This is a genomic window from Nocardioides eburneiflavus (assembly GCF_004785795.1).
GTDB classification, from domain to species: domain Bacteria; phylum Actinomycetota; class Actinomycetes; order Propionibacteriales; family Nocardioidaceae; genus Nocardioides; species Nocardioides eburneiflavus.
This window is the reverse complement of the sequence record NZ_SRRO01000001.1, coordinates 3,376,010-3,402,407: the sequence shown is the minus strand read 5'-3', so window position 1 is coordinate 3,402,407 and position 26,398 is coordinate 3,376,010. Positions and strand designations below refer to the sequence as shown.

The 26,398-nt window shown below is 72.4% G+C and carries 27 protein-coding genes and 2 pseudogenes; 13 read left to right on the top strand and 16 right to left on the bottom strand.

Annotation, left to right across the window (positions count from 1 at the left end):
• The first annotated feature begins 7 nt into the window (after positions 1-7).
• Positions 8-2,023, top strand: a complete 2,016-nt coding sequence (locus EXE59_RS16025) for a PhoX family protein (protein ID WP_135839793.1) — start codon at positions 8-10, stop codon at positions 2,021-2,023.
• Between the two features lie 102 nt (positions 2,024-2,125).
• On the opposite strand, the gene EXE59_RS16020 is transcribed toward EXE59_RS16025, so the two are convergent.
• The 6 genes and pseudogenes from EXE59_RS16020 to EXE59_RS15995 form a co-directional block, all read right to left on the bottom strand.
• Positions 2,126-2,740: a hypothetical protein gene (locus tag EXE59_RS16020; RefSeq protein ID WP_135839792.1), complete on the bottom strand. Its 615-nt coding sequence runs from the start codon at positions 2,738-2,740 to the stop codon at positions 2,126-2,128.
• Positions 2,741-2,808: 68 nt separating this feature from the next.
• Positions 2,809-3,501 (bottom strand): hypothetical protein, encoded by a 693-nt coding sequence (locus tag EXE59_RS16015; protein WP_135839791.1) that lies wholly within the window; start codon positions 3,499-3,501, stop codon positions 2,809-2,811.
• On the bottom strand, positions 3,494-4,069 hold the full coding sequence (locus EXE59_RS16010; protein ID WP_246056827.1) for an RNA polymerase sigma factor: 576 nt from the start codon (positions 4,067-4,069) through the stop codon (positions 3,494-3,496). The genes EXE59_RS16015 and EXE59_RS16010 overlap by 8 nt, the downstream gene beginning before the upstream one ends.
• Positions 4,070-4,154: 85 nt before the next feature.
• Positions 4,155-5,186: a citrulline utilization hydrolase CtlX gene (gene ctlX / locus EXE59_RS16005; protein ID WP_135839790.1), complete on the bottom strand. Its 1,032-nt coding sequence runs from the start codon at positions 5,184-5,186 to the stop codon at positions 4,155-4,157.
• Positions 5,183-5,578: pseudogene (locus EXE59_RS16000) on the bottom strand (beta-eliminating lyase-related protein); the annotation flags it as partial. The gene ctlX and the pseudogene EXE59_RS16000, both read right to left, overlap by 4 nt.
• A gap of 13 nt (positions 5,579-5,591) precedes the next feature.
• On the bottom strand, positions 5,592-5,795 hold the full coding sequence (locus EXE59_RS15995) for a hypothetical protein (RefSeq protein ID WP_129456469.1): 204 nt from the start codon (positions 5,793-5,795) through the stop codon (positions 5,592-5,594).
• A gap of 44 nt (positions 5,796-5,839) precedes the next feature.
• On the opposite strand from EXE59_RS15995, the gene EXE59_RS15990 reads away from it, so the two are divergent.
• Positions 5,840-6,784 carry a glutaminase gene (locus EXE59_RS15990; protein ID WP_210429035.1) on the top strand — a complete coding sequence of 315 codons (945 nt, stop codon included), beginning with the start codon at positions 5,840-5,842 and terminating at the stop codon, positions 6,782-6,784.
• Here EXE59_RS15990 and EXE59_RS15985 read toward each other — a convergent pair.
• Positions 6,760-7,314: a 2'-5' RNA ligase family protein gene (locus EXE59_RS15985; protein ID WP_135839788.1), complete on the bottom strand. Its 555-nt coding sequence runs from the start codon at positions 7,312-7,314 to the stop codon at positions 6,760-6,762. The two genes, EXE59_RS15990 and EXE59_RS15985, sit on opposite strands and share 25 nt — an antisense overlap.
• Positions 7,315-7,367: 53 nt before the next feature.
• Between EXE59_RS15985 and cobT the strand changes: the two genes are divergently transcribed.
• From cobT to EXE59_RS23830, 5 genes are all read left to right on the top strand, one after another.
• Positions 7,368-8,408 carry a nicotinate-nucleotide--dimethylbenzimidazole phosphoribosyltransferase gene (gene cobT, locus EXE59_RS15980; protein ID WP_135839787.1) on the top strand — a complete coding sequence of 347 codons (1,041 nt, stop codon included), beginning with the start codon at positions 7,368-7,370 and terminating at the stop codon, positions 8,406-8,408.
• A 4-nt stretch (positions 8,409-8,412) separates the two neighbouring features.
• Entirely contained in the window at positions 8,413-9,177 is a 765-nt protein-coding gene (locus EXE59_RS15975) for an adenosylcobinamide-GDP ribazoletransferase (protein WP_246056826.1), read from the top strand.
• A 24-nt stretch (positions 9,178-9,201) separates the two neighbouring features.
• The gene (gene cobU, locus EXE59_RS15970) at positions 9,202-9,729 is read left to right on the top strand and encodes a bifunctional adenosylcobinamide kinase/adenosylcobinamide-phosphate guanylyltransferase (protein WP_135839786.1); all 528 of its coding nucleotides are present in this window, start codon (positions 9,202-9,204) and stop codon (positions 9,727-9,729) included.
• Positions 9,730-10,113: 384 nt separating this feature from the next.
• Entirely contained in the window at positions 10,114-10,236 is a 123-nt protein-coding gene (locus EXE59_RS24870; protein ID WP_281280323.1) for a hypothetical protein, read from the top strand.
• Between the two features lie 271 nt (positions 10,237-10,507).
• The gene (locus EXE59_RS23830) at positions 10,508-11,959 is read left to right on the top strand and encodes a hypothetical protein (protein ID WP_168218551.1); all 1,452 of its coding nucleotides are present in this window, start codon (positions 10,508-10,510) and stop codon (positions 11,957-11,959) included.
• Between the two features lie 258 nt (positions 11,960-12,217).
• Here EXE59_RS23830 and EXE59_RS15960 read toward each other — a convergent pair whose 3' ends face one another.
• Positions 12,218-12,973 carry a hypothetical protein gene (locus EXE59_RS15960; RefSeq protein ID WP_135839785.1) on the bottom strand — a complete coding sequence of 252 codons (756 nt, stop codon included), beginning with the start codon at positions 12,971-12,973 and terminating at the stop codon, positions 12,218-12,220.
• A gap of 199 nt (positions 12,974-13,172) precedes the next feature.
• Here EXE59_RS15960 and EXE59_RS15955 point away from each other — a divergent pair, with 199 nt between their 5' ends.
• The 4 genes from EXE59_RS15955 to EXE59_RS15940 all read left to right on the top strand — a co-directional run bounded on the left by EXE59_RS15955 (position 13,173) and on the right by EXE59_RS15940 (position 15,199).
• Positions 13,173-13,583, top strand: coding sequence for a hypothetical protein (locus tag EXE59_RS15955; RefSeq protein ID WP_135839784.1), 411 nt, complete (start codon positions 13,173-13,175; stop codon positions 13,581-13,583).
• 133 nt (positions 13,584-13,716) lie between these two features.
• A complete protein-coding gene (locus tag EXE59_RS15950) occupies positions 13,717-14,229 on the top strand; it encodes a hypothetical protein (protein ID WP_135839783.1) in 513 nt (170 codons plus the stop codon).
• Between the two features lie 77 nt (positions 14,230-14,306).
• Entirely contained in the window at positions 14,307-14,675 is a 369-nt protein-coding gene (locus tag EXE59_RS15945) for a hypothetical protein (protein ID WP_135839782.1), read from the top strand.
• Between the two features lie 29 nt (positions 14,676-14,704).
• On the top strand, positions 14,705-15,199 hold the full coding sequence (locus tag EXE59_RS15940) for a GNAT family N-acetyltransferase (protein ID WP_210429034.1): 495 nt from the start codon (positions 14,705-14,707) through the stop codon (positions 15,197-15,199).
• Positions 15,200-15,208: 9 nt separating this feature from the next.
• Here the strand turns inward: EXE59_RS15940 and EXE59_RS15935 are convergent, their stop codons facing one another.
• From EXE59_RS15935 to EXE59_RS24205, 8 genes are all read right to left on the bottom strand, one after another.
• Complete coding sequence (locus EXE59_RS15935) at positions 15,209-15,943, bottom strand: hypothetical protein (protein ID WP_135839780.1); 735 nt, start codon at positions 15,941-15,943, stop codon at positions 15,209-15,211.
• The gene (locus EXE59_RS15930) at positions 15,940-16,581 is read right to left on the bottom strand and encodes a SatD family protein (RefSeq protein ID WP_135839779.1); all 642 of its coding nucleotides are present in this window, start codon (positions 16,579-16,581) and stop codon (positions 15,940-15,942) included. Before EXE59_RS15930 ends, EXE59_RS15935 begins: the two co-directional genes overlap by 4 nt.
• A gap of 81 nt (positions 16,582-16,662) precedes the next feature.
• Positions 16,663-19,653: a bifunctional [glutamine synthetase] adenylyltransferase/[glutamine synthetase]-adenylyl-L-tyrosine phosphorylase gene (locus EXE59_RS15925; RefSeq protein WP_135839778.1), complete on the bottom strand. Its 2,991-nt coding sequence runs from the start codon at positions 19,651-19,653 to the stop codon at positions 16,663-16,665.
• The gene (locus tag EXE59_RS15920; protein ID WP_135839777.1) at positions 19,650-20,372 is read right to left on the bottom strand and encodes a type 1 glutamine amidotransferase; all 723 of its coding nucleotides are present in this window, start codon (positions 20,370-20,372) and stop codon (positions 19,650-19,652) included. Before EXE59_RS15920 ends, EXE59_RS15925 begins: the two co-directional genes overlap by 4 nt.
• Position 20,373: 1 nt before the next feature.
• Positions 20,374-21,720 (bottom strand): glutamine synthetase family protein, encoded by a 1,347-nt coding sequence (locus tag EXE59_RS15915; protein ID WP_135839776.1) that lies wholly within the window; start codon positions 21,718-21,720, stop codon positions 20,374-20,376.
• A 66-nt stretch (positions 21,721-21,786) separates the two neighbouring features.
• Positions 21,787-22,410: a hypothetical protein gene (locus EXE59_RS15910; RefSeq protein ID WP_135839775.1), complete on the bottom strand. Its 624-nt coding sequence runs from the start codon at positions 22,408-22,410 to the stop codon at positions 21,787-21,789.
• A gap of 98 nt (positions 22,411-22,508) precedes the next feature.
• Positions 22,509-24,551 carry an NAD(+) synthase gene (locus EXE59_RS15905; RefSeq protein WP_135839774.1) on the bottom strand — a complete coding sequence of 681 codons (2,043 nt, stop codon included), beginning with the start codon at positions 24,549-24,551 and terminating at the stop codon, positions 22,509-22,511.
• Between the two features lie 9 nt (positions 24,552-24,560).
• Positions 24,561-24,962 (bottom strand): SigE family RNA polymerase sigma factor, encoded by a 402-nt coding sequence (locus EXE59_RS24205; RefSeq protein WP_210429033.1) that lies wholly within the window; start codon positions 24,960-24,962, stop codon positions 24,561-24,563.
• 99 nt (positions 24,963-25,061) lie between these two features.
• Here EXE59_RS24205 and EXE59_RS25135 point away from each other — a divergent pair.
• Positions 25,062-25,445, top strand: a pseudogene (locus EXE59_RS25135) (GNAT family N-acetyltransferase); the annotation flags it as partial.
• A 179-nt stretch (positions 25,446-25,624) separates the two neighbouring features.
• Entirely contained in the window at positions 25,625-25,948 is a 324-nt protein-coding gene (locus tag EXE59_RS25130; RefSeq protein ID WP_425464540.1) for a GNAT family N-acetyltransferase, read from the top strand.
• The last annotated feature ends 450 nt before the right edge of the window (positions 25,949-26,398 follow it).

Genomic DNA, 26,398 nt, shown 5'->3' with positions numbered 1-26,398 from the left:
GCCCCCCATGCCCCACAGCCCGAGCCCCACCCGCACCCTGCTGCCGATGGCGGGCCGGACGCACGGCCGCCGCAGCCCCGTGACCTGCCACCTCCGCTGTGGCGACGCGTGCTTCCAGGCCGTGCCCAACACCACCGAGACCTCCTACTTCCGCGACGTCGCCTCCTCGGTGCTGAGCCGTCGCTCGGTCGTCGGCACCGGCCTGACCGTCGCCGCGTTGACGGCGCTCCCCGCGACCGGCGCGGCCGCCGCGCCGGGCCGCACGGGCGGCCGGCGAGGCCGCCAGGGCGGGCTGCGGTTCAGCCCCATCGCACCCGTCGGGAGCACGGTCGACGACGTGACCGTGCCGGCCGGCTACCGCTGGGACACGATCCTGCGCTGGGGCGACCCGATCCTTGCGGGTGCGCCGACGTTCGACGCCTCTGCCCAGACGCCCGAGGCGCAGGCCGGCCAGTTCGGCTACAACAACGACTACCTCGACATCATCGAGACCAATCGTGCCGGCACCACCGCACTGCTCGTGTGCAACCACGAGTACACCAACGAGGGCATCATGTTCCCGCCGGGGACCGACCCCGAGACCGTCATCCGTACGGCGTGGGCCGCGCACGGCATGTCCGTGGTCGAGCTGACCCGCCGCAGGCGCGGGGACGTGTGGACGTACGTCCCGGGCGCGCGCCTCAACCGGCGCATCACCCTCGACACCCCGTTCGCCGTCGACGGCCCCGCAGCCGGCTCCGACCTGCTGAAGACCGCGGCCGACCCCACCGGCCGTACGGTCCTCGGCACCCTCAACAACTGCGCCGGCGGCACCACGCCGTGGGGCACGGTGCTGTCGGGCGAGGAGAACTTCAACCAGTACTTCCGGGCGACGGGGACGGACCCGAAGGAGAAGCGGTACGGCCTCTCCGCCACCCAGGACGCGCGCAACTGGCGTTCCCTGGACCCGCGCTTCGACGCCACCACCGACGACTACCGCAACGAGCCGAACAGGTTCGGCTGGATCGTGGAGCTCGACCCCAGCGACCCGACCTCGACCCCGGTCAAGCACACGGCGATGGGACGCTTCAAGCACGAGGGGGCCAACGTCGTGGTCAACCGCGACGGCCACGTCGTGGCCTACATGGGCGACGACGAGCGCTTCGACTACGTCTACCGCTTCGTCTCCCGCGACACGATGCGTCCCGGCAGCAGCGCGAAGGCGCGCCGCCACAACCTGGGGCTGCTGAGCGAGGGCGACCTGTCGGTGGCGCGCTTCACCGGGGACGGCCTCGGCGACGGCGTCAGCGACGGCAGCGGTGAGTGGCTCCCGCTGACGCGCGGCGGCCGTTCGATGGTTCCCGGATTCACCGTCGAGGAGGTGCTCGTCCACACCCGCCTGGCCGCCGACGCCGTCCAGCCGACCAAGATGGACCGCCCCGAGGACGTCGAGCCCAACCTGCGCAACGGCCGCATCTACGTCGCGTGCACCAACAACACCGCCCGTACCGCGGCCCAGGTCGACGAGCCCAACCCGCGTCCGGCCAACAAGGACGGACACGTCGTCGAGATGATCCCGGCCGGCGGGGACCACACCGCCGCCACGTTCGGCTGGAACCTGTTCCTGATCTGCGGCGACGCGGCGTCGGCCGGACGCTACTTCGGCGGCTGGGACGGTCCGGTCTCGCCCATCTCCTGCCCCGACAACGTCGCCTTCGACAGCGTCGGCAACCTGTGGGTCTCCACCGACGGCCAGCCCGGGGCCATCGCGCTCGACGACGCGCTGTTCAAGGTGCCCGTCGAGGGTCCCGAGCGCGGCCACGTCCAGCAGTTCCTGGCCGTGCCCGCCGGCGCCGAGACGTGCGGCCCGGTCATCCGCGACCGCGAGGACTCGGTGTTCGTCGCCGTCCAGCACCCGGGTGAGGACGGATCCTGGGCCGCGCCGCAGTCACGCTTCCCCGACTTCGTGCCGTCCGGCGGGGTCGCCGGCACCGGTGAGCTCGCCGGCCCGCGTCCGTCCGTCGTGCAGGTGACGCGCGCCTGAGGCACATGATCGTGGAGGTCCCGGGCCACGCAGTGGCTCAGGACCTCCACGATCTCAGGCGTACTGGCTCGACCGCCTCCACACCTCCGAGCGCTAGAGCCGCTAGGCATCCACCAGCATCCGACGCGGCTCGTCTGCGCGCGTACGCCGGGCGCGGGCCGCGCCGACGCCGGCGAGCAGCCCGAGCAGCGCACCCGGCACGACCCAGCGCCACCCGGACAGCGAGAACCACTCGGTCTCGGTCACCGTCCGGGTTTCCGCGGGCGGCGTTGCCAGCGCGGACGCAGCCATCGTCTCGCTGACCAGGCCGGGGGCCTCGCCGTCCGCCAGGACCGCCGTCAGGAGGTCGAACAGCTCCGTCCCCTCACCGACCGGCTGCCACCCGGCGGTCGCGTCCGTGGCGAACGTCGTCGCGACCCAGGCGGTGCCGTCGCCGTGGACGCTGACGCGGTCGAAGCGCCACGGCATCACGTCATGGACCATCCAGGTCAGGTGGTAGGAGACGCCCCCGCCCGGCGGCAGCTCCCTCCCGCGCGTCTCCCCCGCCGGCAGCAGCTCCAGCAGGGCGTCGTACGCCGCGTCGTCGTAGTACAGCGCGCCGGCCGACTGCCCGGGCTGCGTGACGAGCACGCTCGTGGGTCCACCCGCCGTCGCCGCGGCCGGCAGGCCGACGGCGGAGGCGAGAGCGAGCACGACGACGGCCAGGATCCTGCGCATGAGGTCCTCCTCGGTTCGGATGCAGTGGATACACCGTCACGCCCACGGGGGTTCCCTCGCTGGACGCGCTAGCCGACGGACTCCGCGATCCGCGTCGCCTCGTCGAGGTCGAGGTCGCCCTCGAGGCGCAGCGTCAGGTCGTCGTCGACCCAGAGCAGGGTCGGTGCGGCGAGCCGCGACGGCAGCGTGCGCTCCGTCCCGTCCGCGGCGACCACCTCGACCCGATGGGCGGTCGGCAGCCACAGGGCCTCGTGCAGCCCGACGGCGACCCGGTCGGCCTCGACGGTCGTCTTCCAGAACAGCGGGTCGACGTCGCCGCGGAACTGGTCGAGCCGCACCGTCCCCTCCTCCGTCGTCCAGCTGAGCGACACCACGAGGGCGTCGCGGGACACGTCGACGTGCTCCGGCGCACCCAGCGCGTCGGGGACGACCGGGGTGAAGCCGGCGAGGTCTGCGGCTCGCCCGAGGTCGGTGCTGCCCGTGGCGGGCGGCACGGTGGGCGTCTCCGTGACGGGGTCGTCCCCGGTCGTCACCGAGACCCCCGGGAGGCCGAGCCACTCGCGGATCTCGGCACCCACGGGGGACGCCACGACCCCGGCCCCGAGCAGACCGGCGACCAGTCCGGCGAGCCAGCGGCGCCATCGTCGGCGCGGGCGAGCCGTCGCGACCCGACGCATGACGGCACCCTCGAGCCCGTCCGGCACCGGCACCCACAGGTCGGCGGCGAGCGCGGCCAGCCGCTCCTCCAGCGCGTCAGGCATGGTCGACCTCCTCGATCGTCGCGGCGAGGTCCTCGCGCAGCCGCGCCAGGCCACGGCTCAGCCGCGACTTGACGGTCCCGCGTGGCACGCCGAGGACGACGGCCGTGTCCGCCTCGTCGAGCTCCAGCAGGTAGCGGCAGGCCACCACGAGGCGGAGCTTGTCGGGCAGCCCTGCGACGGCGGCCAGCAGCCGGGCCTTGTCCTCCCGGTCGACCACCGCGGCCGCCGGGTCGAGCAGCTCGGCCCACAGGTCCCGGGCCTGGCGCTCCTCGCGGCCGGTCCGGCGTACGGCCGAGCGGTGGGCGTTGCGGGCCTCGTTGGCGACGATCCGCAGCAGCCACGGCCGGAACGGCCGGTCGGCACGGAACGACCCCAGCGATCGGTACGCCTTCACCAGCGCCTCCTGCACCACGTCCTCGGCGTCGCTCCCCGCACCCAGGAGGGTGGCCGTGCGCATCGCCGCCCGGGCGTGACGGCGCACGAGGACGGCGTACGCGTCGGTGTCCCCGGCGCGCACCCGGCCGACCAGGTCGGCGTCGTCACTGGCGTCGTCGGTGCTGATCGTCACTCCGTCCAGAGGGTCCCAGCAGAGTGTCTACACCGCCGCGACCCGGGAGGTTCCCACCGACGGGAACGAGGGCCGGCCGGGACGGTCAGGCGTTGCCGTCGACGAAGCGGCCGTCGGGCGTGACGGGGTTGTCCTCGTTGATGGCGGCGACGGCCTCGGAGAGCTCGGCCTCGGCGAGCGGACGGCGGTGGTCGAGGTGGACGCCCGCGATCATGCAGCGCACCGAGCCGCCCGCCAGCTCGATCGTCGGGATGTCCACCGCGACGACCTCGCACGACTCCTCGATGACGGCCAGCTGCTCGGGCCGCAGGGAGCGCTTCGCGCGGGCGGACATCGCCATGACGTAACGGCGCCGACCGTCGGACGTGCGTCCGCACAGCTCGACCGCGTTGCCCGCGAACTCGCGGATCTGCTCCTCGGTGAGCTCGATGATCGTGCGGCCGGTGACCGCGAGCCGCTCGCGGACCTGCTGGCGCCGGTGCTCGTCGGGGATCATCTCGAGCGCGATCATCGCGACGTCGGTGCCGATGCAGGCGATGACGTTGGTGTGGTAGACCGGCACGCCGTCGGAGTCGACCGCGTCGAAGGCCATCGGCTCGTAGTTGAAGTCGGTGCAGAAGCGCTCGAGCACGGCGATGTCCGCGCGGTGGCTGCGGGCGGTGTAGGCCACCCGCGACACGTGGTCGAGCACCATCGCGCCGGTGCCCTCGAGGAAGATGCCGTCCGGCTCGAGGCCCGAGTAGTCGACGATCGCCTGCACGCGGTACTCCGACTTGAGCATCTCCAGGACGTCGGCACGACGCTCGTGGCGACGGTTGGAGGCGTACATCGGGTAGACGGCGACGGTGCCGCCCGCGTGGGTGGAGACCCAGTTGTTGGGGAACACGCTGTCGGGGCGGGTGTGGTCGTCGTCGTCGAAGACGTGGACCCGTACGCCGACCGCGCGCAGCGCCTCGGCCAGCGCGTCCATCTCGGCCAGCGCGTGGGCCGCCGTCGACTCCTGCGACTGCCCGGCGGGGACGTCGGCCTGGAAGGCGTTGTCGGCCGCGGTCGCCGGGTTGGGGACGAAGCTGGTCGCGCGGATGAGGATGACTGCGGAAGGGGCCTGGGCACTCACGGGAGGAATGTAGCGGCCCCGACGGCCTCGGCCACCAACGCTGCGACCTCTCCCGGATCGCGTGTGATCGCCGCCTCGTAGCAGGTCAGCTCGGTCTGCACCCAGCCCGGCACGTCGGCCTCGCTCCAGAGCCCGCAGGGGATGACGCCGCGCTCCTCGACGAGGGCGACGACCCGCTCGTTGACCTCGCGCAGGCCCATCCGCTGGCGCCACGAGCGCAGCTCACCGGCCAGGTCCTCGGGGCACACCACGAGCGCACCGCTGGACGCGCCGAGGCCCTTGTAGAGGGAGACGTACATCGAGTCGAACAGGTCGGCCGCCTCGGCCAGGGACCGGCCCCAGTGCGGCACCGACTCCCAGATCCGGGCCCCGTCGGCGTGCAGCGGCACGCCGCTTCCGCGAGCGTCAGGCGTGGCGCTTGAACCAGTAGGTGGTCTCGGGGCCGGGGATGACCTGCACGAGCTCCCAGCCGTTGACGCCGAGGGTGGACAGCAGGTCCTCCCACGACTCGGTGCCCTCGACCAGCGCCTCCGGGTCGGCGTTGTAGCCGCCGACCTCCACGTTGCCCTGGTCGTCGACGGTGATCTCGAGGTGCGCCCATGAAGCCATGCGCCGATCCTGCCACGGCGGTCAACCGGGAGACTGGACCGGTGATGAGCGAGGTCGACGAGGCGGACGGGGCACGGATGAGGATCGAGGACGCGCTGCAGCGCGCGCACGAGGCCGCCGCGCCGGAGGTTGGCCGCGGCCGGCCGGCGGAGTACATCCCCGGCCTGGCGTCCGTGGATCCGCACCAGTTCGGCATGGCGGTCGCCTCGTGCGACGGCACCGTCCACGTCACCGGCGACGCCGATGTCCGGTTCTCGGTGCAGAGCATCAGCAAGGTCTTCACGCTCGCGCTGGTCATCGCGGCCGAGGGCGAGCAGATCTGGCGGCGCGTCTCGCGCGAGCCGTCGGGCAACCCGTTCAACTCGCTCCTCCAGCTCGACCAGGAGGCAGGGCGTCCGCGCAACCCGTTCATCAACGCAGGCGCCCTGGTCGTGACCGACCGGCTGCAGTCGCTGACCGGCGACGCGAGCGGCGCCCTCCGCGACCTGATGCGTCGTGAGAGCGGCCGGTCGGACGTGGACAGCGACGCCGACGTGGCGCGCTCGGAGCTCGAGGCGGGTCACCGCACCCTGGCGGTCGCCCACCTGCTGGCGAGCTACGGCAACCTCGAGCTCCCGGTCGACGAGGTGATCGACCAGTACGTCGCCCAGTGCGCCCTGTCGATGAGCTGCCGCGAGCTGGCCCTTGCCGGCCTGTTCCTCGCCCGCGACGGGGTCCTCTCCGACGGCACCCCGCTGCTCAGCCCCCGCGAGACGAAGCGGGTGAACGCAGTGATGCTCACCTGCGGGACGTACGACTCGGCGGGCGAGTTCGCCTACCGTGTCGGGCTCCCCGCCAAGAGCGGGGTCGGCGGCGGCATCCTCGCCGTCATCCCCGACCGCGGGGTCGCGTGCGTCTGGAGTCCCGCGCTCGGCCCCTCGGGCAGCTCCGCCGCCGGTCTCGCGGCGCTCGACGCGTTCACGACCTACTCCGACTGGACGGTGTTCTGACCTGCCGGTCGACGCCCCAGCGCCCACTCCGCCATCACGTGGCAGCTCCCCGACTCCCACCACGCCAGCTGGAGCCGGTCGAGGACCACATCGGCAGGCACCACGTCGCTCAGCAGCCGCGCTGTCGAGGCGAGGTCGACGACGTCCGAGGCGGCGTCGACGGTGAGGTGCGGGCGCACGTCCTCGAACTGGCCGTCGTACGGCGGCCACTCGGGGAAGGCGGCCACCAGCCTGGCGGTGACCTCGCGCAGGGCGTCGTCGGGCTCCGGGACGAGGTGGATGATCCCGTCGGGGAACTGGGCGAGCCGCTCGAGGCGTACGGCGACAGGTTCCGTCGACGCGGCCACCGCGCCGACCAGCTCGAGCGCCTCTCGTGACGGCGCCGGGTCGAACGGTCCGAGGGCGGTGATGTGGGCGTGCCCGAACCGCGGGTCCGCCGACACGAACCCGTCGTCGTAGTGGGTGTGCCGCGCGCGCACCCACCCCTCCAGCGCAGGGACCGGGAGCTGGAGGACGGAGTGACCGGACACGCGGCAAGACTGGCAGGCCGGCCGGGACCCGACGTCACTAGGCTGGTCCGGCCATGGACCAGACGTCGCGCATCGCCCCGCCCTCACCCGAGATCGCCTCCCTCGCCCAGCAGCGGCTGGCCGCCCTCGCCACCCCTGCCGGCGCCCTCGGCCGGGTCGGCGAGATCGGCGCCTGGGTGGCTGCCGCGCAGGGCGAGGTGCCGCCCCGCCCGCTGACCGACGTACGCCTCGTGGTGTTCGCCGGCGACCACGGTGTCGCGGCGCACGGGGTCTCGGCCTATCCCGCCGCCGTCACCGAGGCGATGGTCCGCACGATCGTCGCGGGTCAGGCAGGAGTGTCCGCGCTGGCTCGGGAGCACGGGGTGCGCGTCAGCGTGCTCGACGTGGCCGTGGACGCCGACCTCACCGACCTGCCGGCCGACGTCACCGCACGCAAGGTGCGCCGCGGCTCGGGCGCGATCCACCTCGAGGACGCACTCACCCGCGACGAGGTCGAGCGCTCCCTCGCGCTCGGCGCCGAGGTGGCCGGAGAGCACGTCGACGACGGCGCGCAGCTGCTGATGACCGGTGACCTCGGCATCGGCAACACCACCCCCGCCGCCGCGCTGGTCGCGGCCGTCCTCGGCCTCCCTGCCGACGAGGTCACCGGCCGCGGCACCGGCATCGACGACGACGGGTGGGCGCGCAAGCGCGACGTCGTGGCCGCCGCGCTGGCCCGGACCGAGGGTCGCGCCGAGGACCCGGTCGACCTGCTCGCCGCGCTCGGCAGCGCCGACCTCGCGGCAGCCGTCGGCTTCCTCGTCGAGTCGTCGTCCCGGGGCGTGCCGGTGCTCCTCGACGGCCTGATGTCCGTCGCGTGCGCGGTCGTCGCGCAGGCGATCGCGCCCGGTGCCGCCGCCTGGTGGGTCGCCGGCCACCGCTCGACCGAGCCCGCGCAGGCCCATGCCCTCAAGTCCCTCGGCCTCGAGCCGCTGCTCGACGTCGGCATGCGCCTCGGCGAGGGCTCCGGCGCCGTGGCCGCGCTGCCGGTGCTGCGCTCGGGCGTCGCGGTGCTGCGCGACGTGGCGCTGCTGTCCGACATCCTCCCGGGCTGAGGCCGTGCTCCTGCGCGACGCGTGGCTCTTCGCCACCGGCACGCTCACCGCGGTGCGCGTCCCTCCACCGAGCGTGGTGGACCGGCGGGTCGCCGGGCTGGGGATGGCGCTCGCGCCGGTGGCGGCGCTGCCGCTCGGCGTCGTCGCGGCTGCGATCGTCGTGCTGGGCGACTGGGTCGACCTGCCACCGCTCGCCACGGCGTACGTCGTGGTGCTCGCGCTCGCCCTCGGCACCCGCGCCTTCCACTGGGACGGCCTCGCCGACACCGCGGACGGGCTGACCGCCTCCTACTCCCCCGCCCGTTCGCTCGAGGTGATGCGCACCGGACCGGTCGGGCCGGCCGGCGTCATCGCCGTCGTCCTGGTGGCGGGGCTCCAGGCGGCCGGCCTGCAGGCGGTCGTGCGCCACGAGCACGCTTGGTGGGTGGTCGGGCTGCTGGTGTGCGCCTCGCGCGGGTCGCTGGCCCTGGCCTGCGTACGCGGGGTGCCGGCCGCGCGCCCGGACGGGCTCGGTGCCACCTGCATCGGTGCGGTCCCCGTCGTCGGTGCGATCGCGACGCTGGTGCTTGCCGCCGTGGCGGTGGCGTTCGCCGGGCGTGGGCTCGAGGCACCGTGGTCATTGCTGCTCGGGCTGGTGGCGATGGTCGCGGTCGTGGTCGCGCTGCTGCTGCGGTGCGTACGCCGCCTCGGCGGGATCACCGGCGACGTGCTCGGCGCGGCGGTGGAGGTCTCGTTCGCCGCGCTGGTGCTGGCAGCCGCCACGACGTGACCGGGCTCTGACAGGATGCGCGCCATGCGGATCCTGGTCACCGGCGGCGTGCGCTCCGGCAAGTCCACCCACGCCGAGGACCTGATCGGCGGGGCACCCGCCACCTACGTCGCCACCGGTACGCCGCCCGACCGCGAGCAGGACCCCGACTGGGCGGCCCGGATCGACGCCCACCGGGCCCGCCGCCCGGACTCGTGGGGCACCCTCGAGACGCAGGACCTCGCGGGCGTGCTCGCCGAGGCCCGCGACCCGCTGCTCGTCGACTGCCTGGGCACCTGGCTCACCGCGGTCATCGACGCCGCGGACGCCTGGGAGGGCGACTCCGACGCCGTCCACGACCTGGTCCTCGCCCGTACGGACGAAGTGGTCGACGCGCTCGGCCGGTGCGAGCAGGACGTCGTGCTGGTGACCAACGAGGTCGGTCTCGGCATCGTGCCCGAGCACCGCTCCGGCCGGCTCTTCCGCGACCTGCTCGGGCTGGTGAACCAACGCGTCGCCGCCGCGTGCGACGAGGTGCACCTGGTGGTCGCCGGCCGCGTCCTGCGGCTGTGACCGAGCACGACGAGGTCCTCCGACTCCACGGCCCGGTGTCTCCCGCCCGCACGACGACGTCGACCCGAGCATCCTGCGCTCGGACGTCCACGAGCTCCGTGGGCACCTCGCCGGGCGGCTCGACGTCTGGCAGGCCGACAGCGGCACCCTGACCCCGCTCCTCGACGACTCGGACTCGCTCACGGAATCCTGCGAGAACCTCTGGCTCCGTCCCAGCGGCGCCGACCCGTGGGAGTACGACGTCATCCTGATGAGCGCGACCCCGACGACCTGGACCTACAAGCGCGACGCCCGGATCAGCAGCCCCCTGTCCGAGATCCTGTGGCGCGTCGAGGGCATCCGTACCTCCGGCCCGAGGTGCAGCTGCTGCCCAAGGCGCGCGCCGTGAGGCCCAAGGACCAGCTCGACTTCGACGTGTGCGCTCCGCTGCTCGGCGTCGAGTCGCGCTCGTGGCTCCTGTCGCTCGAACCTGGGCACCCCGGGCACCCCTGGCTCGCCGAGCTCTAGGTTGCGCTGGCGAGACCCGCCTCTCGGTGGTGGAGGTGCGAGCCTGCCTGCGTCGGCGGCGGAGGTGCGCGCGACCGTCGGTGGCGGAGGTGCGCGCGACCGTCGGGGGTTGAGGTGCGCGCCTCCGTCGGTGGTTGAGGTGCGAGCGCAGCGAGCCTCGAAACCACTCCTCCACTCGGCATCAAGGCCCTCGCCCACCAGTTCGAAATCAGTTCTCCACAGATCCATCTGCGCAGGTCAGAGTGTCGGTGGCCTTCTCTAGAATCGACCCATGTCCACCGACCTCACCGACCTCGACGCGTTCGGCCTCCTCGCTGCCGCGACCGAGGCCGAACGAGCCGCCCGGCTCGCCGAGGTCCACAAGCTCGACGTCCTCGCGACCTGGGCAGCAGCCCACTCGAGCGACCCCACCGAGGGCCCCGACGGCCACATCGCGCGCCGCGTCGGCAACGTGCTGCGCCAGCTCGGCGGTGACGGCACCCCCGGCGTGCAGGACTTCTGCCTCGGTGAGATCGCCCTCGCCCGCAGCACCGGCGTCACTGCCACCTCCAACGCCATCGCTGACGTCCTCGACCTCCAGCACCGCCTCCCGCTGACCTGGGCCGTGTGCCGGCGCGGGGAGTGCGAGCCCTGGATCGCGCGCCGTGTCGCGAAGCTGTCGCGCCACCTCCCCCTCGCCAGGGTCGGGGTGGTGGACTCCGCGGTGTCCCGGGTGATCGCCAGCGAGTCCGCCGCGCGGGTGCTGCAGGTCGCCGAGGCCAAGGTCGTCGAAGCCGACCCCGACCTCCACGACGAGCGCTGCGAGGCCGAGCGCCGTCGCCGCTACCTCGGCCTGGGCCGCACCGACGAGCACGGACTCCGCACCCTCATCGCCCGCCTCGAGGCCGGCGACGCCGCAGCCGTCGACGCGACCGTGCACCGCGTCGCCGAGATCGTCGCCCCACGGCACCCCGAGGCCCACCCCGACGAGCTCCGCGCTCTCGCCTTCGGCTGGCTCGCCCGACCCGCCGAGCTCCTCACCCTCCTCCTCGAACACACCCAGACAGGGACAGACACCGACGACCCCGAGCTCGACCTCGACCGCGAGCCGCAGGCTCCCTCTCGCGCATTGGCCTTCCCCGCGGACCTCCTCGAGTCCCTGCGTGACGTCGACCTGTCACCGCTCGCACCCAAGAGCGTGCTCCACGTCCACCTCCACGAAGCCGCCGTGCACATCGGCGGGGTGACGCGGGTCGAGGGCCTGGGACCCGTCACGCTCACCCGCCTCGCCGAGCTCCTGCGCCACCACACCCTCAAGGTCCAGCCCGTCAAGGACCTGTCATCCCGGGTCCGCTACACCGCCTACGAACACCCCGAGTCGCTAAGGGACCAGGTGCACCTCGTCACGGGCGGCGACTACTGGCCCTTCGCGACCTCCACCAGCCGACACGTCGATCTCGACCACCCCACCCCTTACCAGCACGGCGGCACCGGCGACGACGGTCGAGATCCCCCGCCGGCGCAGACCGGCCCGCACAACTCCGGCCCGCTGGGCCGACGCCACCACCGCTGGAAGACCCACGCGGGCTATCGGTCACGCCAATGTGGCGAAGGACGCTACGTCTGGCTCACCCCGCACGGCCTCGGCTTCCTCGTCGACCACACCGGCACGCACCGCATCCACCCGGAGAAAGCACGACTCATCCTCGAAGCCCCGCCCGGCGTCGACATCTACGTCGGGTAGGCGTCGACCTCGACGGGGACCGGACACACGCCAACCGATCCGCACGCATCGCGGCAGATCCGGGCGAGCGTAGCCGCCCTCAACGCGGCAGATCCGGGCGAGCGTAGCCGCCCTCAACGCGGCAGATCCGGGCGAGCGTAGCCGCCCTCAACGCGGCAGATCCGGGCGAGCGTAGCCGCCCTCAACGCGGCAGATGAGTGCGTTGTCGCACCATACGGCTGACCACAGCCTGGGTCCTGCGGGGACAGCCGTTTGCACCTACCAGCCGTTGTCCAGACTGGTCCGTAGTGCACGCCAAGTGGTGTAGGTGCGAGGAGCAAACTGAGCGTCTTCGGATGGCAGCGGAACCTGTCCGACTATCTCAAACCCCACGTCCCGCCAGTCTTCGTCCTTCTTCCGGTGCCGAGCGACACAGAAGGACACGCTGGGCTTATCGTCCATCGGTCGCGTCTCGGGAAGGGGCTTCAACTTCGCCAACTTGCGACCACTGGGCAGCGACGCCCTAGCCCATTCCAGTCGCCGGACAATCGGCGCGGTGCCCACCCGCTGCGCGTCCAGAGTTGCCACCCGGAAGAGAGCCCGCTTGCCATCAGGCAACGTGCAGGCGAGCACGTCGCCCGGGCTCAGGTCGGTCACGTGAGACCAAGGACGGCGAACCTTCGATGGAGGTTTCTGCGGACCCCTGAGGGTCTTCCGCAACTTGGCCAGCGCAGCCTTCCGGCTGGCCAACTCTCTGGCCCCGGCCTCAACCCAAAGTTCCAGTCCAACGTCCCCATCAATGACACGCAGAGCCTCTGCCTTCACCAAGTCGTCAAGGCGTCCGAGGCCTGACTGCGCAGCAGCAAGAGCCAGCCACAGGACGTGGACCTCATCGTCCCCCAGATGCTGATACTCCGAGATGACCCGCTGTGTCGCCTCTGCGTCATCGACACCGTCTTCGAGCAACTCGCGGTAGTCGGACCGGATGTCGCAAGCCGTGTCGTCGGAGAAGATGGCCGGACCCCAAGCACCCATGTGGCGATTCCATCACGCCGACCTTCCGACACATCCGCTCATCGGCATGTGCGGTCGAGCTGATCGCGGCAGATCCGGGCGAGCGTAGCCGCCCTCAACGCGGCATGAGCGTGCACTACTTCCGGCCGGTTCGGGTGTCTCCGAGCGTCAAGCCAGTCACTTGATGCGACACTCTGCCTACACCACAGCTGGGGGGCGCATGAGTCAGCAGGAGCCGAGCGGGCAGGACAAGCCAGCGAACCACGCGCGTGTTTCGCGTCTGCTTCCGGATCGACGTGGCGCGGCTGCAGCAGCAGCCCTCTTGGTGGTGGGTCTGGCGGTCGGCTACATCGCCGGGCAGCAGCGCCCCGCGATGCATAAGGCGGAGGTCAGATGCCTGTCGGCCATCGGCGACATCTCGTGCACTGACGATCCCGACCCTGGCCACGGCGAGTTCTGGGTCCCGCGTGACGTCGCCTGGATCGATTCCGGGGGGAGCTTCCACATGGGCGACCGTCCCGAGTGCCTCCCTCCCACCGGTCGCGGGACCGAGGGGCCGGTCGGGATCACTTGGGTCACGGTTGAGGTATCGGGGAGGTCATGGAAGCAGGCTGTCGGCGTCGAGTGTTGATGGCTGCCATCGACGCACGCTCATCGGCAGATCCGCACGTGTGGTTCGCCTTCAGAGGGGCGTGCGCGTCCGGGGCCAGATGCCAGCGCGTGCGTGAGGCGGGTGCGACGATGACCCAGTGAGCGCTGAAGGGGTGGGCGAGCGGCTGGACGTAACGTCCCCACTGCCCCTGTCGATCTGGGTGGTTGCCTGGGCTTCGCTCGCGGGGCAGGTGTTGTTGGTGGTCCGACACGGAGGCCGCGTCGACGACGAGGTGTCGCAGGTCGTGTCCGTGGTCCTCGGCGCACTTCTGGTCGGCTACGTGTCCGCCGGCGTCGTCCGGGCCCGCCGCGTTCGGATCGTGCTCGCCTGGGTCGTGTTGGCGTTGGCCTTCATCGGTGGGCTGGTCGACCTGGTGTCGGTGGACGACGTGGGTCAGGCAGCCCACGCCCTGCTCGCACTCGCTGCCGGTGCGGTATCCCTCGTCGGGCTCGCACAGTTCTGCCGCAGCGACTGGTACGCCTGGCAGCGGACGCGGCCGTCAGCCCGCGAGGGTGCCTCCATCGGCCAGCTGGTGGTGATCGGCGTGCTTGTAGGCGCGTTGGGTGGCTACGTCGGACTGGTCGACGCTGGGGTCACCACGCGCGTCAACGTGAATGTCGGCTGACCCGCGGACGGGTGTCAACCGCTCATTCGCCCGGCGACCACCGCACACTGAAGTGCCTGGTGACCTAGCGTGGATTCATGCAGCTCGCACTCGCGGTCCTGATGGCCGTCGCGCTGGTGCCGACTGCTCCCCCGTCGGCGATGCCCGAGGCGCCGCGGCACGTGACGCGCCATGAGTACGCCCAGGTCTCCCCGGGCATGACCCGCACACGCGTCGAGCGGACCTTCGGAGCCGGACGTGGCTGCGTCTACGTCGAGTACGAGCTCGACGACGTGCTCCACACCGGTCGCCAGTACCGCGACACCGCGGGCACCACGGTCTCGATCCAGTACGAGAAGCCGGACGGCGGCAGGAGCCGTGCCATCGGCAAGCAGTGGGGGCTGCTCGAGTCCTGCTTCCACTCTCGGGCACGCGCGGCCTCGCACACTGGAAGTGTCGTGCCGTGACAGGAGGTGCGGCTCGGAGCCGTGGGGTCGTGCTCAAGACGGATCGACTGCTGCTCAGGCCGTGGCGGGTGGCCGAGGCCGCCGTCCAGCGTGAGATGTGGTCCGAACGCGATCCACGGGTGCCGCCTCACCGCCGCATCGACGCGGACGGACGCCCGTCGCTCGCAGAGCTCGAGGGGGGGATCCGGGCGCACGAGCCATCCTCGGCCGGGCTGCTGGCGGTCGAGCGGAAGGCAGTCGGCGACGCCGTCGGCTACTGCGGACTGGTGGACAGCGGACGTGGGGCGCACGAACCGGAGCTCGCGTTCGAGCTCCTCCGTCGGTCCAGGGGACAGGGCTACGCGACCGAGGCGTCGTGGGCGGTCCTGGACTGGGCGAGGTCGTCCGGGTACGAGCGGCTGTGGGCTTCCGTCTGGGACTGGAACACCGCGTCCCGCCGTGTGCTGGAGAAGGTCGGGTTCACCGAGGCCGACCGCGAGGACACCATCCACGGGACGAACCTGACGACGACGCGATTGCTCTGATCCGGCCCCTCACGAGACCAGGACGAACGCCCCCAGCGCCACCAGCCACGACGCGAACGACCCGAGCAGGAAGTACTCGGTCATCTCGTGGACCGTCTGCTGCTCGTCGCGCGAGGACAGCTCGGGGAACCGCAGCAGCCCCTTGGCCGCCACGACCACGCTGGCCGCGGTGACCTGGCCACCGAGCGCGAGGGCGAGGATGAACACCCGCTCGAGCGGGCCGAGCAGGCGCCCGCCCTTGAGCTGGGTGGGCGGCATCTGGCCGTCGGCGCGCGGGTTGATCGTCCCGGTGGACTTGAGGACGAGGCGTACGAGCACGTTGCCCGTGGAGAGCTGGACGGCGAAGCCGCCGAGCAGGAGCAGGAAGCGGTCGGCCTCCAGGCCCTCGAGCGCGGGCAGGGACACCGAGTCGAGCCAGCGCCCCAGCTGCCCACCTGACTCGGGCGCGAGGCCTGAGCACGCCACCGCCGCGACGAGCGCGACGACGAACAGGGCGAGCGGCAGGCGCGCCGGCTTGGGGCCCGGGTGCCCGAAGCCCCAGGTCACCGTCAGCCCCCACAGGAGGACGACGACCGCGATCACCACGAGCGCGACGACGTCAGGGCCGGAGGTGAGGCCCGCGAGCACGCCCACGACCAGCGCCACCAGGGCACCGACGCACTCCGGGAGGTAGCGCGTACGGCGCACCGAGTGGGTGAGGTCGGTGACGGCGAACCCGATCAGCAGGATCCCGAGCCAGCTCATCGGTCTCCTTCCGGGGCGAGCAGGTCGTGGGCCGCGACGATCGCCGCCAGCCCGTCGGCGCGTACCCGCTGCGACACGGCGGACGCGCTGATCCCCAACGCCTCGGCGAGGTCGCGCTGGGTCTCGTGGGACAGCAGACCACGCAGCACCGACACCGAGCGCTCCGACAGGCCGCTGACCCGCTCGTCGCGCAGGACCAGGCCGGCGTTCACGAGGGCGGGGTCGGCACCGCCCTCGGCGCCGTCGGCCACGACGTACGCGGTGCGTAGCCACCGCTGCGCCGGTGTCTCGGCTGCCCGCTCGGCTGCGTCGATCGCCGCGCGCGCGGCCCACCAGCCCGGACCGTCCTCGATGCCCGCCTCGTCGAGCACCGTGGTCTCGCCCCAACCGATGCCGTGGCGCACGTCGTGGGCCGGCCACAACCGCACCCGGACGAGCAGGGTGGCCCGGACGGCGTGCTGCACGGTCGCGTACGTGCCCTGGTACTCGTCGCCCGCGGTGACCCAGAGACCGCGCACGGGCGTGACCAGGTCGTTGACCTCGGCGAGCACGCTCCCCAGCCGCTGGTGCAGGTCGCTCCGGTCCTGCGAGGTCCGGGAGCCCACGAGGTCCCCGATGACGGTGGCGACGGCGGTCATCGTCCCATCGTGAAGGTTATTGCTTCATTTGTCCAACATGAAGGTTATTGCTTCATCCGATCCATGGTGAAGTCATGCGCTTCACTCCCAAAAGACCCGCTCCACCACCGCGTGAGCCCGGCGCGTCGTGCGCAGGTAGTCGTTGACCATCTGGTCCGACGAGCCCTGCGGGTAGCCGAGCACCCCGGCGACCGCGGCCCGCTCCTGCGCGTCGCGCGGCAGCTGGTCGTACGGCTTGCCCCGCACCAGCGTCACGGCGTTGCGGACGCGGCTCACCAGCCGCCACGCGTCGGCGAGCGTCTCGGCGTCCTCCGCCGTGATCAGCCCGGCCGCGGCGGCCGCCTCGAGCGCAGGGAGCGTCTGGGGCGTGCGGAGCTCCTCGATCCGGCCCGCGTGCCGCATCTGGAGCAGCTGCACCGTCCACTCCACGTCGGCCAGCCCACCCCGCCCGAGCTTGAGGTGGGTGTGCCGGTCGGCGCCGCGCGGCAGCCGCTCGTCGTCGACGCGGGCCTTGATGCGCCGCACCTCGACCACGTCTGCGTCCGGGAGCCCGTCGACGGGGAAGCGCAACGGGTCGATCAGCTCGGTGAACCGGGCGCGCAGGGCCTCGTCGCCCGCCACAGCGTCAGCCCGCAGGAGGGCCTGGAACTCCCACACCGACGACCACTTCGCGTAGTAGGCGGCGTACGACTCCACCGTGCGCACCATCGGACCGTTCTTGCCCTCAGGCCGCAGGTCGGGATCGACCTCGAGCGGCGGGTCGCTGGCCGGCAGCGACAGCAACCGACGCAGCTCGGCGACCACCGCCGTCGCGAAGGACGACGCCGCCTGGGCCTCGACGCCCTCGACCGGCTCGTGCACGAACATCACGTCGGCATCGCTGCCGTAGGACAGCTCGAACCCGCCGTAGCGGCCCATCGCGATCACCGCGATCCGGCTCGCCGCGGCGTCGAGGCCGCGCTGGCGGCGTACGGACTCCGTGGCGATGTGGAGCGTGGCCTGGAGGGTCGCGTCGGTGAGCCGGCTCAGGCCCTGGCCCACCAGCGCGACGTCCGTGCCGGCCACCAGCTCGCCGCACGCGATGCGCAGCAGCTCGCGGCGGCGTACGGCCCGCACGGCGACGACCGCGGCCTCCGGCGTCTCGGCCCGCTCGACCAGCGCCTCCATCTCCGCGAGCACGGTCTCGGCGCTCAGCGGGACGAGCGACTCCCCCAGCATCTTCACGCCCTGCGGCTCGCGCTCCAGCAGGTCGGTGGCGTAGCGCGACGTGCCGAGGATCTGGGCGAGCCGCTGGGCCACCTGGCCCTCGTCGCGCAGCATCGTGAGGTACCACGGCGTGCGCCCCAGGCTCTCGCTGATCCGGCGGAACCCGAACAGCCCCGCGTCGGGGTCGGGCGAGTCGGCGAACCACTCCAGCAGCACCGGGAGCAGGGTGCGCTGGATGTCCGACGTACGGGAGACGCCGCTGGTCAGCGCCTCGAGGTGGCGCAGCGCCGCGCGGGGATCGGCGTAGCCGAGGGCGGCGAGGCGCTCCTCGGCGGCCTCCAGCGACAGCCGCGCCTCGGTGCCGGCCAGCTTGGCGACGGCGCCGAGCAGCGGCCGGTAGAAGAGCTTCTCGTGGAGCCGGCGCACCTCGCGCCGGTGGTAGCGCCACTGCTTGTCGAGCTGCGCGGCCGGCTCGGCCAGGTGGCCCAGCGAGCGGCCGAGACGCCGCAGCGACGCCTCGTCCTCGGGGACGACGTGGGTGCGCCGGAGCTGGTGCAGCTGGATGCGGTGCTCCAGGGTGCGCAGGAAGGAGTACGCCTCGTGGAGCCGCTCGCCGTCCTCGCGACCGACGTAGCCGCCCTTGGTCAGCGCATCCAGCGCGCTGAGCGTCGCCCCCTCCCGGAGGGAGGCGTCGGCCCGCCCGTGGACGAGCTGCAGCAGCTGCACGGCGAACTCGACGTCGCGCAGGCCACCGGAGCCGAGCTTGAGCTGGCGCTCGGCCTCGTGGGCCGGGATGTGGTCGACCACCCGGCGCCGCATCGCCTGGACGTCGGCGACGAAGCCGTCACGCTCGGCCGCGCTCCACACCAGCGGGGCGACCATCTCGCAGTAGCGGCGACCCAGGTCGGCGTCACCGGCGACGGGCCTGGCCTTGAGCAGCGCCTGGAACTCCCAGGTCTTGGCCCACTTCTCGTAGTAGCCCTGGTGGCTGGCGAGCGTCCGGACGAGCGGCCCCTGGCTGCCCTCGGGGCGCAGGTTGGCGTCGACCGGCCAGATCGTGCCCTCGCGGGTGTGGTCGGAGCAGATCCGCATCAGCTGCGAGGCGAGCTGCGTCGCGGCCCGCAGCGCGGCACCGTCGTCGATCTCACCGGACTCCGAGGGGGCCGGCTCGTAGACGAAGACCACGTCGACGTCGGAGACGTAGTTGAGCTCGTGGCCGCCGCACTTGCCCATCGCGATGATCGTGAGCCGCGCCGCGTGCGCGGTCTCGCCGACCCGGGCCCTGGCGATCGCCAGGGCTGCCTCGAGCGTCGCGGCGGCGAGGTCCGAGATCTCGGCCGCGGCGTCGTCGACGCTGACGTGGTGGGCGAGGTCGCGGGACGCGAGCCGCAGCAGGATGCGGCGGTACTCCACCCGCAGCGCGTCGACAGCCTCCGCATCCGCCAGCCCCGCGACCGGCTCGGCGGCGTGGGGGTCGGCCCCGACCGCGCACAGCATCGCCTCGCGCACGGCGTACGCCGCGGCGCGGGTGGTGCCCAGCGTCGGGTCCGTCAGCTCGCGCCACTGCTCGGGGTGGCGGACGAGGTGGTGGGTGAGCGCGGCGCTGGCGCCGAGCACGCTGCACAGCCGCATGGCCGTGCCCTCGTCGTCCGCGACCTCACCCAGCATCCGGTCCCCCGCACCGGGAGTCGCCTCGTCGAGCGACTCGGCGAGACGGATCAGCCCCTCCAGCGCCGCGTCGGGGTCGGCGGTCGCGGCCAGCTTGGTGGTGAGCGGTGCTCCCGCGTCGCCGAGGCGGTCGATGCCGCGCACCGCGGCGGGGCCGTCGACGAAGCCGAGCCGTACGAAGGTTCCCGACGAGGTCATGCGCGATCCTCTCCTGCCAGTGCGGCGAACCTCGCTGTCAGGGGCTGCCAGTGGGCGACGAGCGCGGCACCCGCGCCCTCGATCGCGGCCAGCACGGCGTCGGGGTCACGCCCGAGCGAGACGTGCTCGTCGCGCTCGGTCACCGCCCAGTGGCGCACGATGTCGACGTCGACCTCCGGGTGCGCCTGGATCCCCCACGCGCGCGGGGCGAACCGCACGACCTGGACCTCGCCGCCCGGGCTGTGCGCGAGCACCACGGCGCCGTCGGGGAGCCGGGTCACGACGTCGTTGTTCCAGTGGATCGCGACCTCGTCGCCCGTCCGCGTGCCGACCCAGTCGTCCTCCGCGGCCGCCGCGGTCCACCGCACGTCGGTCAGCCCGACGGCCTGCCCGCGCGGGTTCGGTGCCACCTCGCCGCCGAGCGCCACGGCGACCAGCTGGTGGCCCAGGCAGATGCCCAGCAGCGGCGTCCCGGCGGCGACGGCAGCCCGGATCGCGTCCTTGAGCGGCGCCAGCCACGGGACGGTGTCGTCGTCGTTGGCCCCCATCTCGCCGCCCAGCACGAGGACCCCGTCGTACGCCGTCAGCATCGGCAGCGCGTCGCCGGCGTAGGGGCGGCAGACCTCGAGCGTGCAGCCGACCTCCGTCAGCCACCTCCCCACGAGGTGCGGCGGGCAGGACTCCTCGTGCTCGACGACCAGGACGCGGGGACCCGCCATCTCAGAGGACCGGCAGCATCCGGTCGCGCTCGAAGGCGGAGACCTGGGTGCGGTACTCCTCCCACTCGGCGCGCTTGTTGCGCAGGAAGAAGTCGAAGACGTGCTCGCCGAGCGTCTCGGCCAACAGCTCGGAGTCCTCGGCGACGCCGATCGCGTCCCACAGGCTCCTCGGCAGCGGCGTGATCCCGAGCGCCCTGCGCTCGCGCTCGGTGAGCGACCACACGTCGTCCTCGGCCTCGCGCGGCAGCTCGTAGCCCTCCTCGATGCCCTTCATGCCGGCGCCCAGGACCACCGCGAACGCGAGGTAGGGGTTGCAGGCGGCGTCGATCGTGCGCAGCTCGACGCGCGTCGACTGGCCCTTGTTGGGCTTGTACATCGGGACGCGCACCATCGCGGACCGGTTGTTGTGGCCCCAGCACACGCCGGACGGGGCCTCACCGCCGCCGAGCAGGCGCTTGTAGGAGTTGACCCACTGGTTGGTGACGACGCTGATCTCGCTGGCGTGGCGCAGGATGCCGGCGATGAACTGGCGCCCGGTCTTGGACAGCTGGTACTCGGCGCCGGCCTCGAAGAAGGCGTTGCGGTCGCCCTCGAACAGCGACACGTGCGTGTGCATGCCGGAGCCCGGGTGGGTGGTGAACGGCTTGGGCATGAAGGACGCCCAGATGCCCTGTCCGAGCGCGACCTCGCGGATCACGGTGCGGAAGGTCATGATGTTGTCCGCGGTGGTGAGCGCGTCGGCGTAGCGCAGGTCGATCTCCTGCTGGCCGGGACCGCCCTCGTGGTGGCTGAACTCCACCGAGATGCCCATCGCCTCGAGCATCGTGATCGCCTCGCGGCGGAAGTCGGCGCCACGCGACTGCGCGGTGTGGTCGAAGAAGCCGCTGCGGTCGACCGGCTGCGGCTCGTCGCCCTTCCCGGGCACGTCCTTGAACAGGTAGAACTCGATCTCGGGGTGTGTGTAGAACGTGAACCCGCGGTCGGCCGCCCTGCTGAGCGTGCGCTTGAGGACGTGGCGCGGGTCGGCGTACGAGGGGCTGCCGTCGGGCATGACGATGTCGCAGAACATGCGCGCCGTCGCGGGTCCGCCGTCGTCGCCGGTGCGCCACGGCAGGATCTGGAACGTCGAGGCGTCGGGGTGGGCGAGCATGTCGGACTCGTACACGCGGGCGAAGCCCTCGATGGCCGAGCCGTCGAAGCCGATGCCCTCCTCGAAGGCGTTCTCGAGCTCGGCCGGGGCCACGCTCACGCTCTTGAGGAACCCCAGCACGTCGGTGAACCACAGCCGGACGAACCGGACGTCACGCTCCTCGAGCGCGCGGAGTACGAAGTCCTCTTGCTTGCCCATGGTCCCAGCCTAGGGGGCACCCGCCGGCCGCCCGCGACGGCGCCGCTGGTTGAGCAGCGAGCGCGCCTAGCGGCAGATGTTGACGTCCTGGGAGCCGAGGACGCCGTCCCAGACCACGCGCATCGGCGCGAGCCAGCCCTGGGTCGTCGGGACGAAGGCGATGCTGCCGTCCACCTTGCCCCTGACGCCACGGACGCGGACCTTCTCGACCACGAGGGGGACGGTGACCGAGCGCCCGCGTACGCCCTCCCAGCAGGCGGACGCCCTCTTCTTCGTCACGGCCTCCTCGAGCGTGACGGTGTCGCCGACGCGCTCGCCGTCGTAGCGCCACGCGACGGTCGTCAGGTAGCCGGTGTGGCCCTCCCACGGCGCGCGGACGGTGGCGGACAACCCCCACGTACGCCTCGTCGCCACGCGGAACGTGACCGTTCCGTCGCGCACCTGCTTGGCCTGCGACTGCCAGACGTGGACGACGTCGGCGTCGAGGGTGCTGCGGGCGTTGACGAGCTGGACCTCGCAGCCCTCGCAGTCGTCGACGGTGAAGGTGAGGGTCGTCCGCGCCGCAGCGCGCTCCTCGACCTGCGCATGGGCGGACGGTGCGGTCGCCGCCAGTGGGCCGGCGAGCAGGGATGCGCCGGCGATGGTCGACGCGAGCAGCCTGGTCGTGCGGTGGGTGGTGCGGTGGGTCATCTCGGTCTCCCCGTGAGGTGGTCTGTGCTGACTGGACGCAGCCGGCGCCGGGGAGGTTGCACCAGTCGCGCCGACTGTCCACACCCGCCGCCCCCGGCTCAGGAGGCGGGCACGTCCCGCTCGATCTCCGTCAGCCAGGCCGTCCCCTTGGCGTCGCTGGGCATCCGCCAGTCACCGCGCGGGCTCATCGTCCCGCTCGGGCTGACCTTGGGTCCGTTGGGCAGCGCCGACCGCTTGAACTGGTTGGCGAAGAACCGCCTCACGAAGACCTGCAGCCAGGTGCGTACGGCCTCGAGGTCGTACGCCACCCGCGCGTCGTCGGGGAACCCGGGCGGCCACTCCCCCGCGTCGGCGTCCTTCCAGGCGTGCCACGCGAGGAAGGCGATCTTGCGCGGCCGGAAGCCGTGGCGCACCACCATCGCGAGGGTGAAGTCCTGGAGGTTGTAGGGGCCGACGGTGTCCTGCGTCGCCTGCGGCTTCCTGCCCTCCTCCGTCGGGATCAGCTCGGGGGTGATCTCCTGCTGGAGGATCTCGACGAGCACCTCGTTGGCCGCCTCCTCGAACTCGCCGTGGCTGATCACCCAGCGGATCAGGTGCTGCACGAGCGTCTTCGGCACGCCGGCGTTGACGGTGTAGTGCGACATCTGGTCGCCGACGCCGTACGTGCACCAGCCGAGCGCCAGCTCGGAGAGGTCGCCGGTGCCCACGACGATGCCGCCACGCTGGTTGGCGAGGCGGAAGAGGTAGTCGTAGCGCAGGCCGGCCTGGACGTTCTCGAAGGTGACGTCGTAGACCTTCTCGCCGCGGCCGTAGGGGTGGCCCAGGTCCTCGAGCATCTGCTCGGCCGCGGGGCGGATGTCGAGCTCCTCGAAGGTGACGCCGAGCGCCTCGGAGAGGCGGGTGGCGTACGACTTGGTGGTGGCCCCGGTCGCGAACCCGGGCATCGTGAAGGCGAGCACGTCGCTGCGCGGCCGGCCGAGCCGGTCCATCGCCTTGCACGCCACGATCAGCGCGTGCGTGGAGTCGAGTCCACCGCTGACGCCGATGACGGCCTTGGGCGTGCCGATGGCGTTGAGGCGCTGCTCGAGGCCGGAGACCTGGATGTTGTAGGCCTCGTAGCAGTCGAGCTCGAGGCGGGCCGGGTCGTCGGGGACGAACGGGTAGCGGTCGACCTTGCGCCGCAGGCCGATGTCACCGGCCGGGGGCTCGAGCTCCCACTCGACCGTGCGGAAGCGGTTGACGCGCTCGCGGTGCGTGCGCCGGTTGTCGTCGAACGTCCCTTGCCGCAGGCGCTCCTGCCGGATCAGGTCGAGGTCGACGTCGACGACCGTACGGCGAGGCCCGTCGGGGAACCGCTCGCCCTCGCCGAGAAGCGAGCCGCACTCGTAGACCATCGTCTGGCCGTCCCAGCTGAGGTCCGTGGTCGACTCGCCCTGCCCTGCTGCGGCATAGACGTACGCCGCCGCGCACCGCGAGCTGGCACTGCGGACCAGCAGCCGGCGGTCCTCGGCACGCGCGACGGTGATCGGGGAGCCGCTGAGGTTGGCGAGCACCGTCGCCCCGGCGAGCGCGGCCTCCGCGCTGGGCGGCACCGGCACCCACATGTCCTCGCAGACCTCGACGTGGAGGTCGAGGCCGGGGACGTCGAGGCACCGGAAGACGAGGTCGGGCCCGAACCGCGCGTCCTGGCCGGCGACGGTGACCCACTCCAGCTCGCGGTCGTCACCGGGCGCGAACCAGCGGCGCTCGTAGAACTCGCGGTAGTTGGGCAGGTAGGACTTCGGCGCGACGCCGAGGACCGAGCCGCGGTGGATGACGACGGCGCAGTTGTGGACCCGGTTGCCCTGCACGATCGGCGCACCGATGACGAGCGCGGTCATCAGATCGGCACTCGCCGCGGCGATCTCGGCGATCGCGTCCTGCACGCCGACGAGCAGGGTGTCCTGGAGGAAGAGGTCGTCGACGGAGTACCCCGTCAGGCACAGCTCCGGGAACACCGCAACCGCGACGCTGTCGTCGTGGCAGGCGCGGGCCTGCTCGACGACCTCGGCGGCGTTGGCGGCGGGATCGGCGAGGTGCACCGGCAGGGTGACGGCCGCGACGCGGGCGAAGCCCTGCGCGTAGGCGGAGTAGAAGTCCACGCCGCCACTCTAGGGAACCGGCCCGCTCGCCAGCGCGCCCACCGCGAGGTCGTACGCCAGGTCGTCGGTCACGGTGGACATCCGGGACAGCGCGCCCGACCCGACCTCCCACGTGAACAGGACACGCTCGCCCCCCCGCACGCCGCCGGCCGGACCCACCGACGCCAGCACGGTGTCGTCGTCGAGCCATCCCTCGGCGACCATCAGCCCGCCGTCGGCAATGGCGTAGCCCGGGTCCGTCACCGGCAGGTAGGCCCGCGTCGACAGGTCGTCGAGACGCAGCGCCACCTTGGTCAGCGCCTCCTGCACGAGGTCCTCGGCACGGTGCAGGTCACCGTTGAGCAGGTAGGCCGAGCGCAGCAGCTGGCGCTGCCGCCCGCCCACCCACTCGGTGAAGCCCTGCTCGTCCACGTGTCCCCCCGTGCCCGGACCCTCCGGTGCTGACCACTCAACTGCACCGGAGGCGAAAAAGGTTGGGACGACTTGCCGCGACACACCTAGGTTGCCCCCATGGCCCTCGACATCAGCGCGTGCACGACCGACGAGGACTACGAGGCGTGGCGCCGGGTGCGGATCGCGGTGATCCCCTACGAGCGCACGCAGTCCGTCGCCGAGCTGCGGGAGGGCGACACCCCCGAGCGGCTGCTGGTGCTGGCCCGCGAGGAGGGCGTCGTGGTCGGTCACGGAATGGCCAACCGCGCCGAGAGCGCCGGCTCCGGCAGTGTCATCCCGCGGGTCCTGCCCGAGCACCGACGTCGCGGCATCGGCACGGCGCTCCTGCACCGGCTGGTCGAGCACGTCGAGGCAATGGGCTACCCGATGCTGCGCTCCGGCGCAGACGACGAGGAGTCTTTCGCCTTCGCCCGGCGCTTTGGGTTCGAGGAGGTCAACCGTGAGGTCGAGCAGACCTTCTCGATCGACGGTCCCGTGGCGCAGACGCCCCGGCCCGACGGCATCGAGGTCGTGACCGCGCAGGACCGTCCCGGACTCTGGGAGGCGGCGTACGACCGCTTCGGGCTGGAGGCGCTCGCCGGCTTCGCGGTCGACACGCCGCTCGACGTCTCCCCCGAGGGGTGGGTCCGCTCGTGGCTCGCCGACCCGATGTTCCTCGCCTCCACGACGGTGAGGTGGTCGGGTGCGCCGGCCTGGGCCTCGATCCCGACCAACCGACGCGCGCTGAGAACGGCCTCACCGCCGTACGCGCCGACTGGCGCGGCCGCGGCCTCGCGGTCCACCTCAAGCTCCTCACCCTGGCGTGGGCGGCAGACCACGGCATCACCGAGGTCTACACCTGGACCCAGGACGGCAACGCAGCGATGCGGGCGCTCAACACGCGCCTGGGGTACGCCACCACGCGCGTCGGTGTGCAGCTCTCGCGCCCGACGCGGAGGGCCTAGGCTCGGGGGCATGCGGATTCTCGGCTGCGTCCTCGCACTGCTCGTCCTCGGCGCGTGCAGCGCCTCCTCCGGTGGTGGAGCCGGCGGGGACACGACCGACCCTGCGTCCCAGGCGCGGCTGGGCAAGGAGGCGCTGAAGGCAGCCCGCCCCGGCATCACCGCGGCCCTCGCCCCCACCGATCACAGCTTCGGTGGGTCGCACATGAGCTGTCGACTGGGGCGCAACAGCTTCGAGTACACGATCAACGGCGGGGTCATCGCCGGAGCCGGCACGTGGGAGACCGGTGTGGACGCCGTCTCCGACGAGCTCGCACGCTCGGGCTGGACGCTCGGCACCTCTGCCAACGAGGCCGGCGTCAGGGCGGAGAGGGACGGCGTCAGCCTCTACGTCCAGCGCCAGCGGCGCTCCGAGGACGGCGTGGAGTGGCGCGTCCAGATCACGACCCCGTG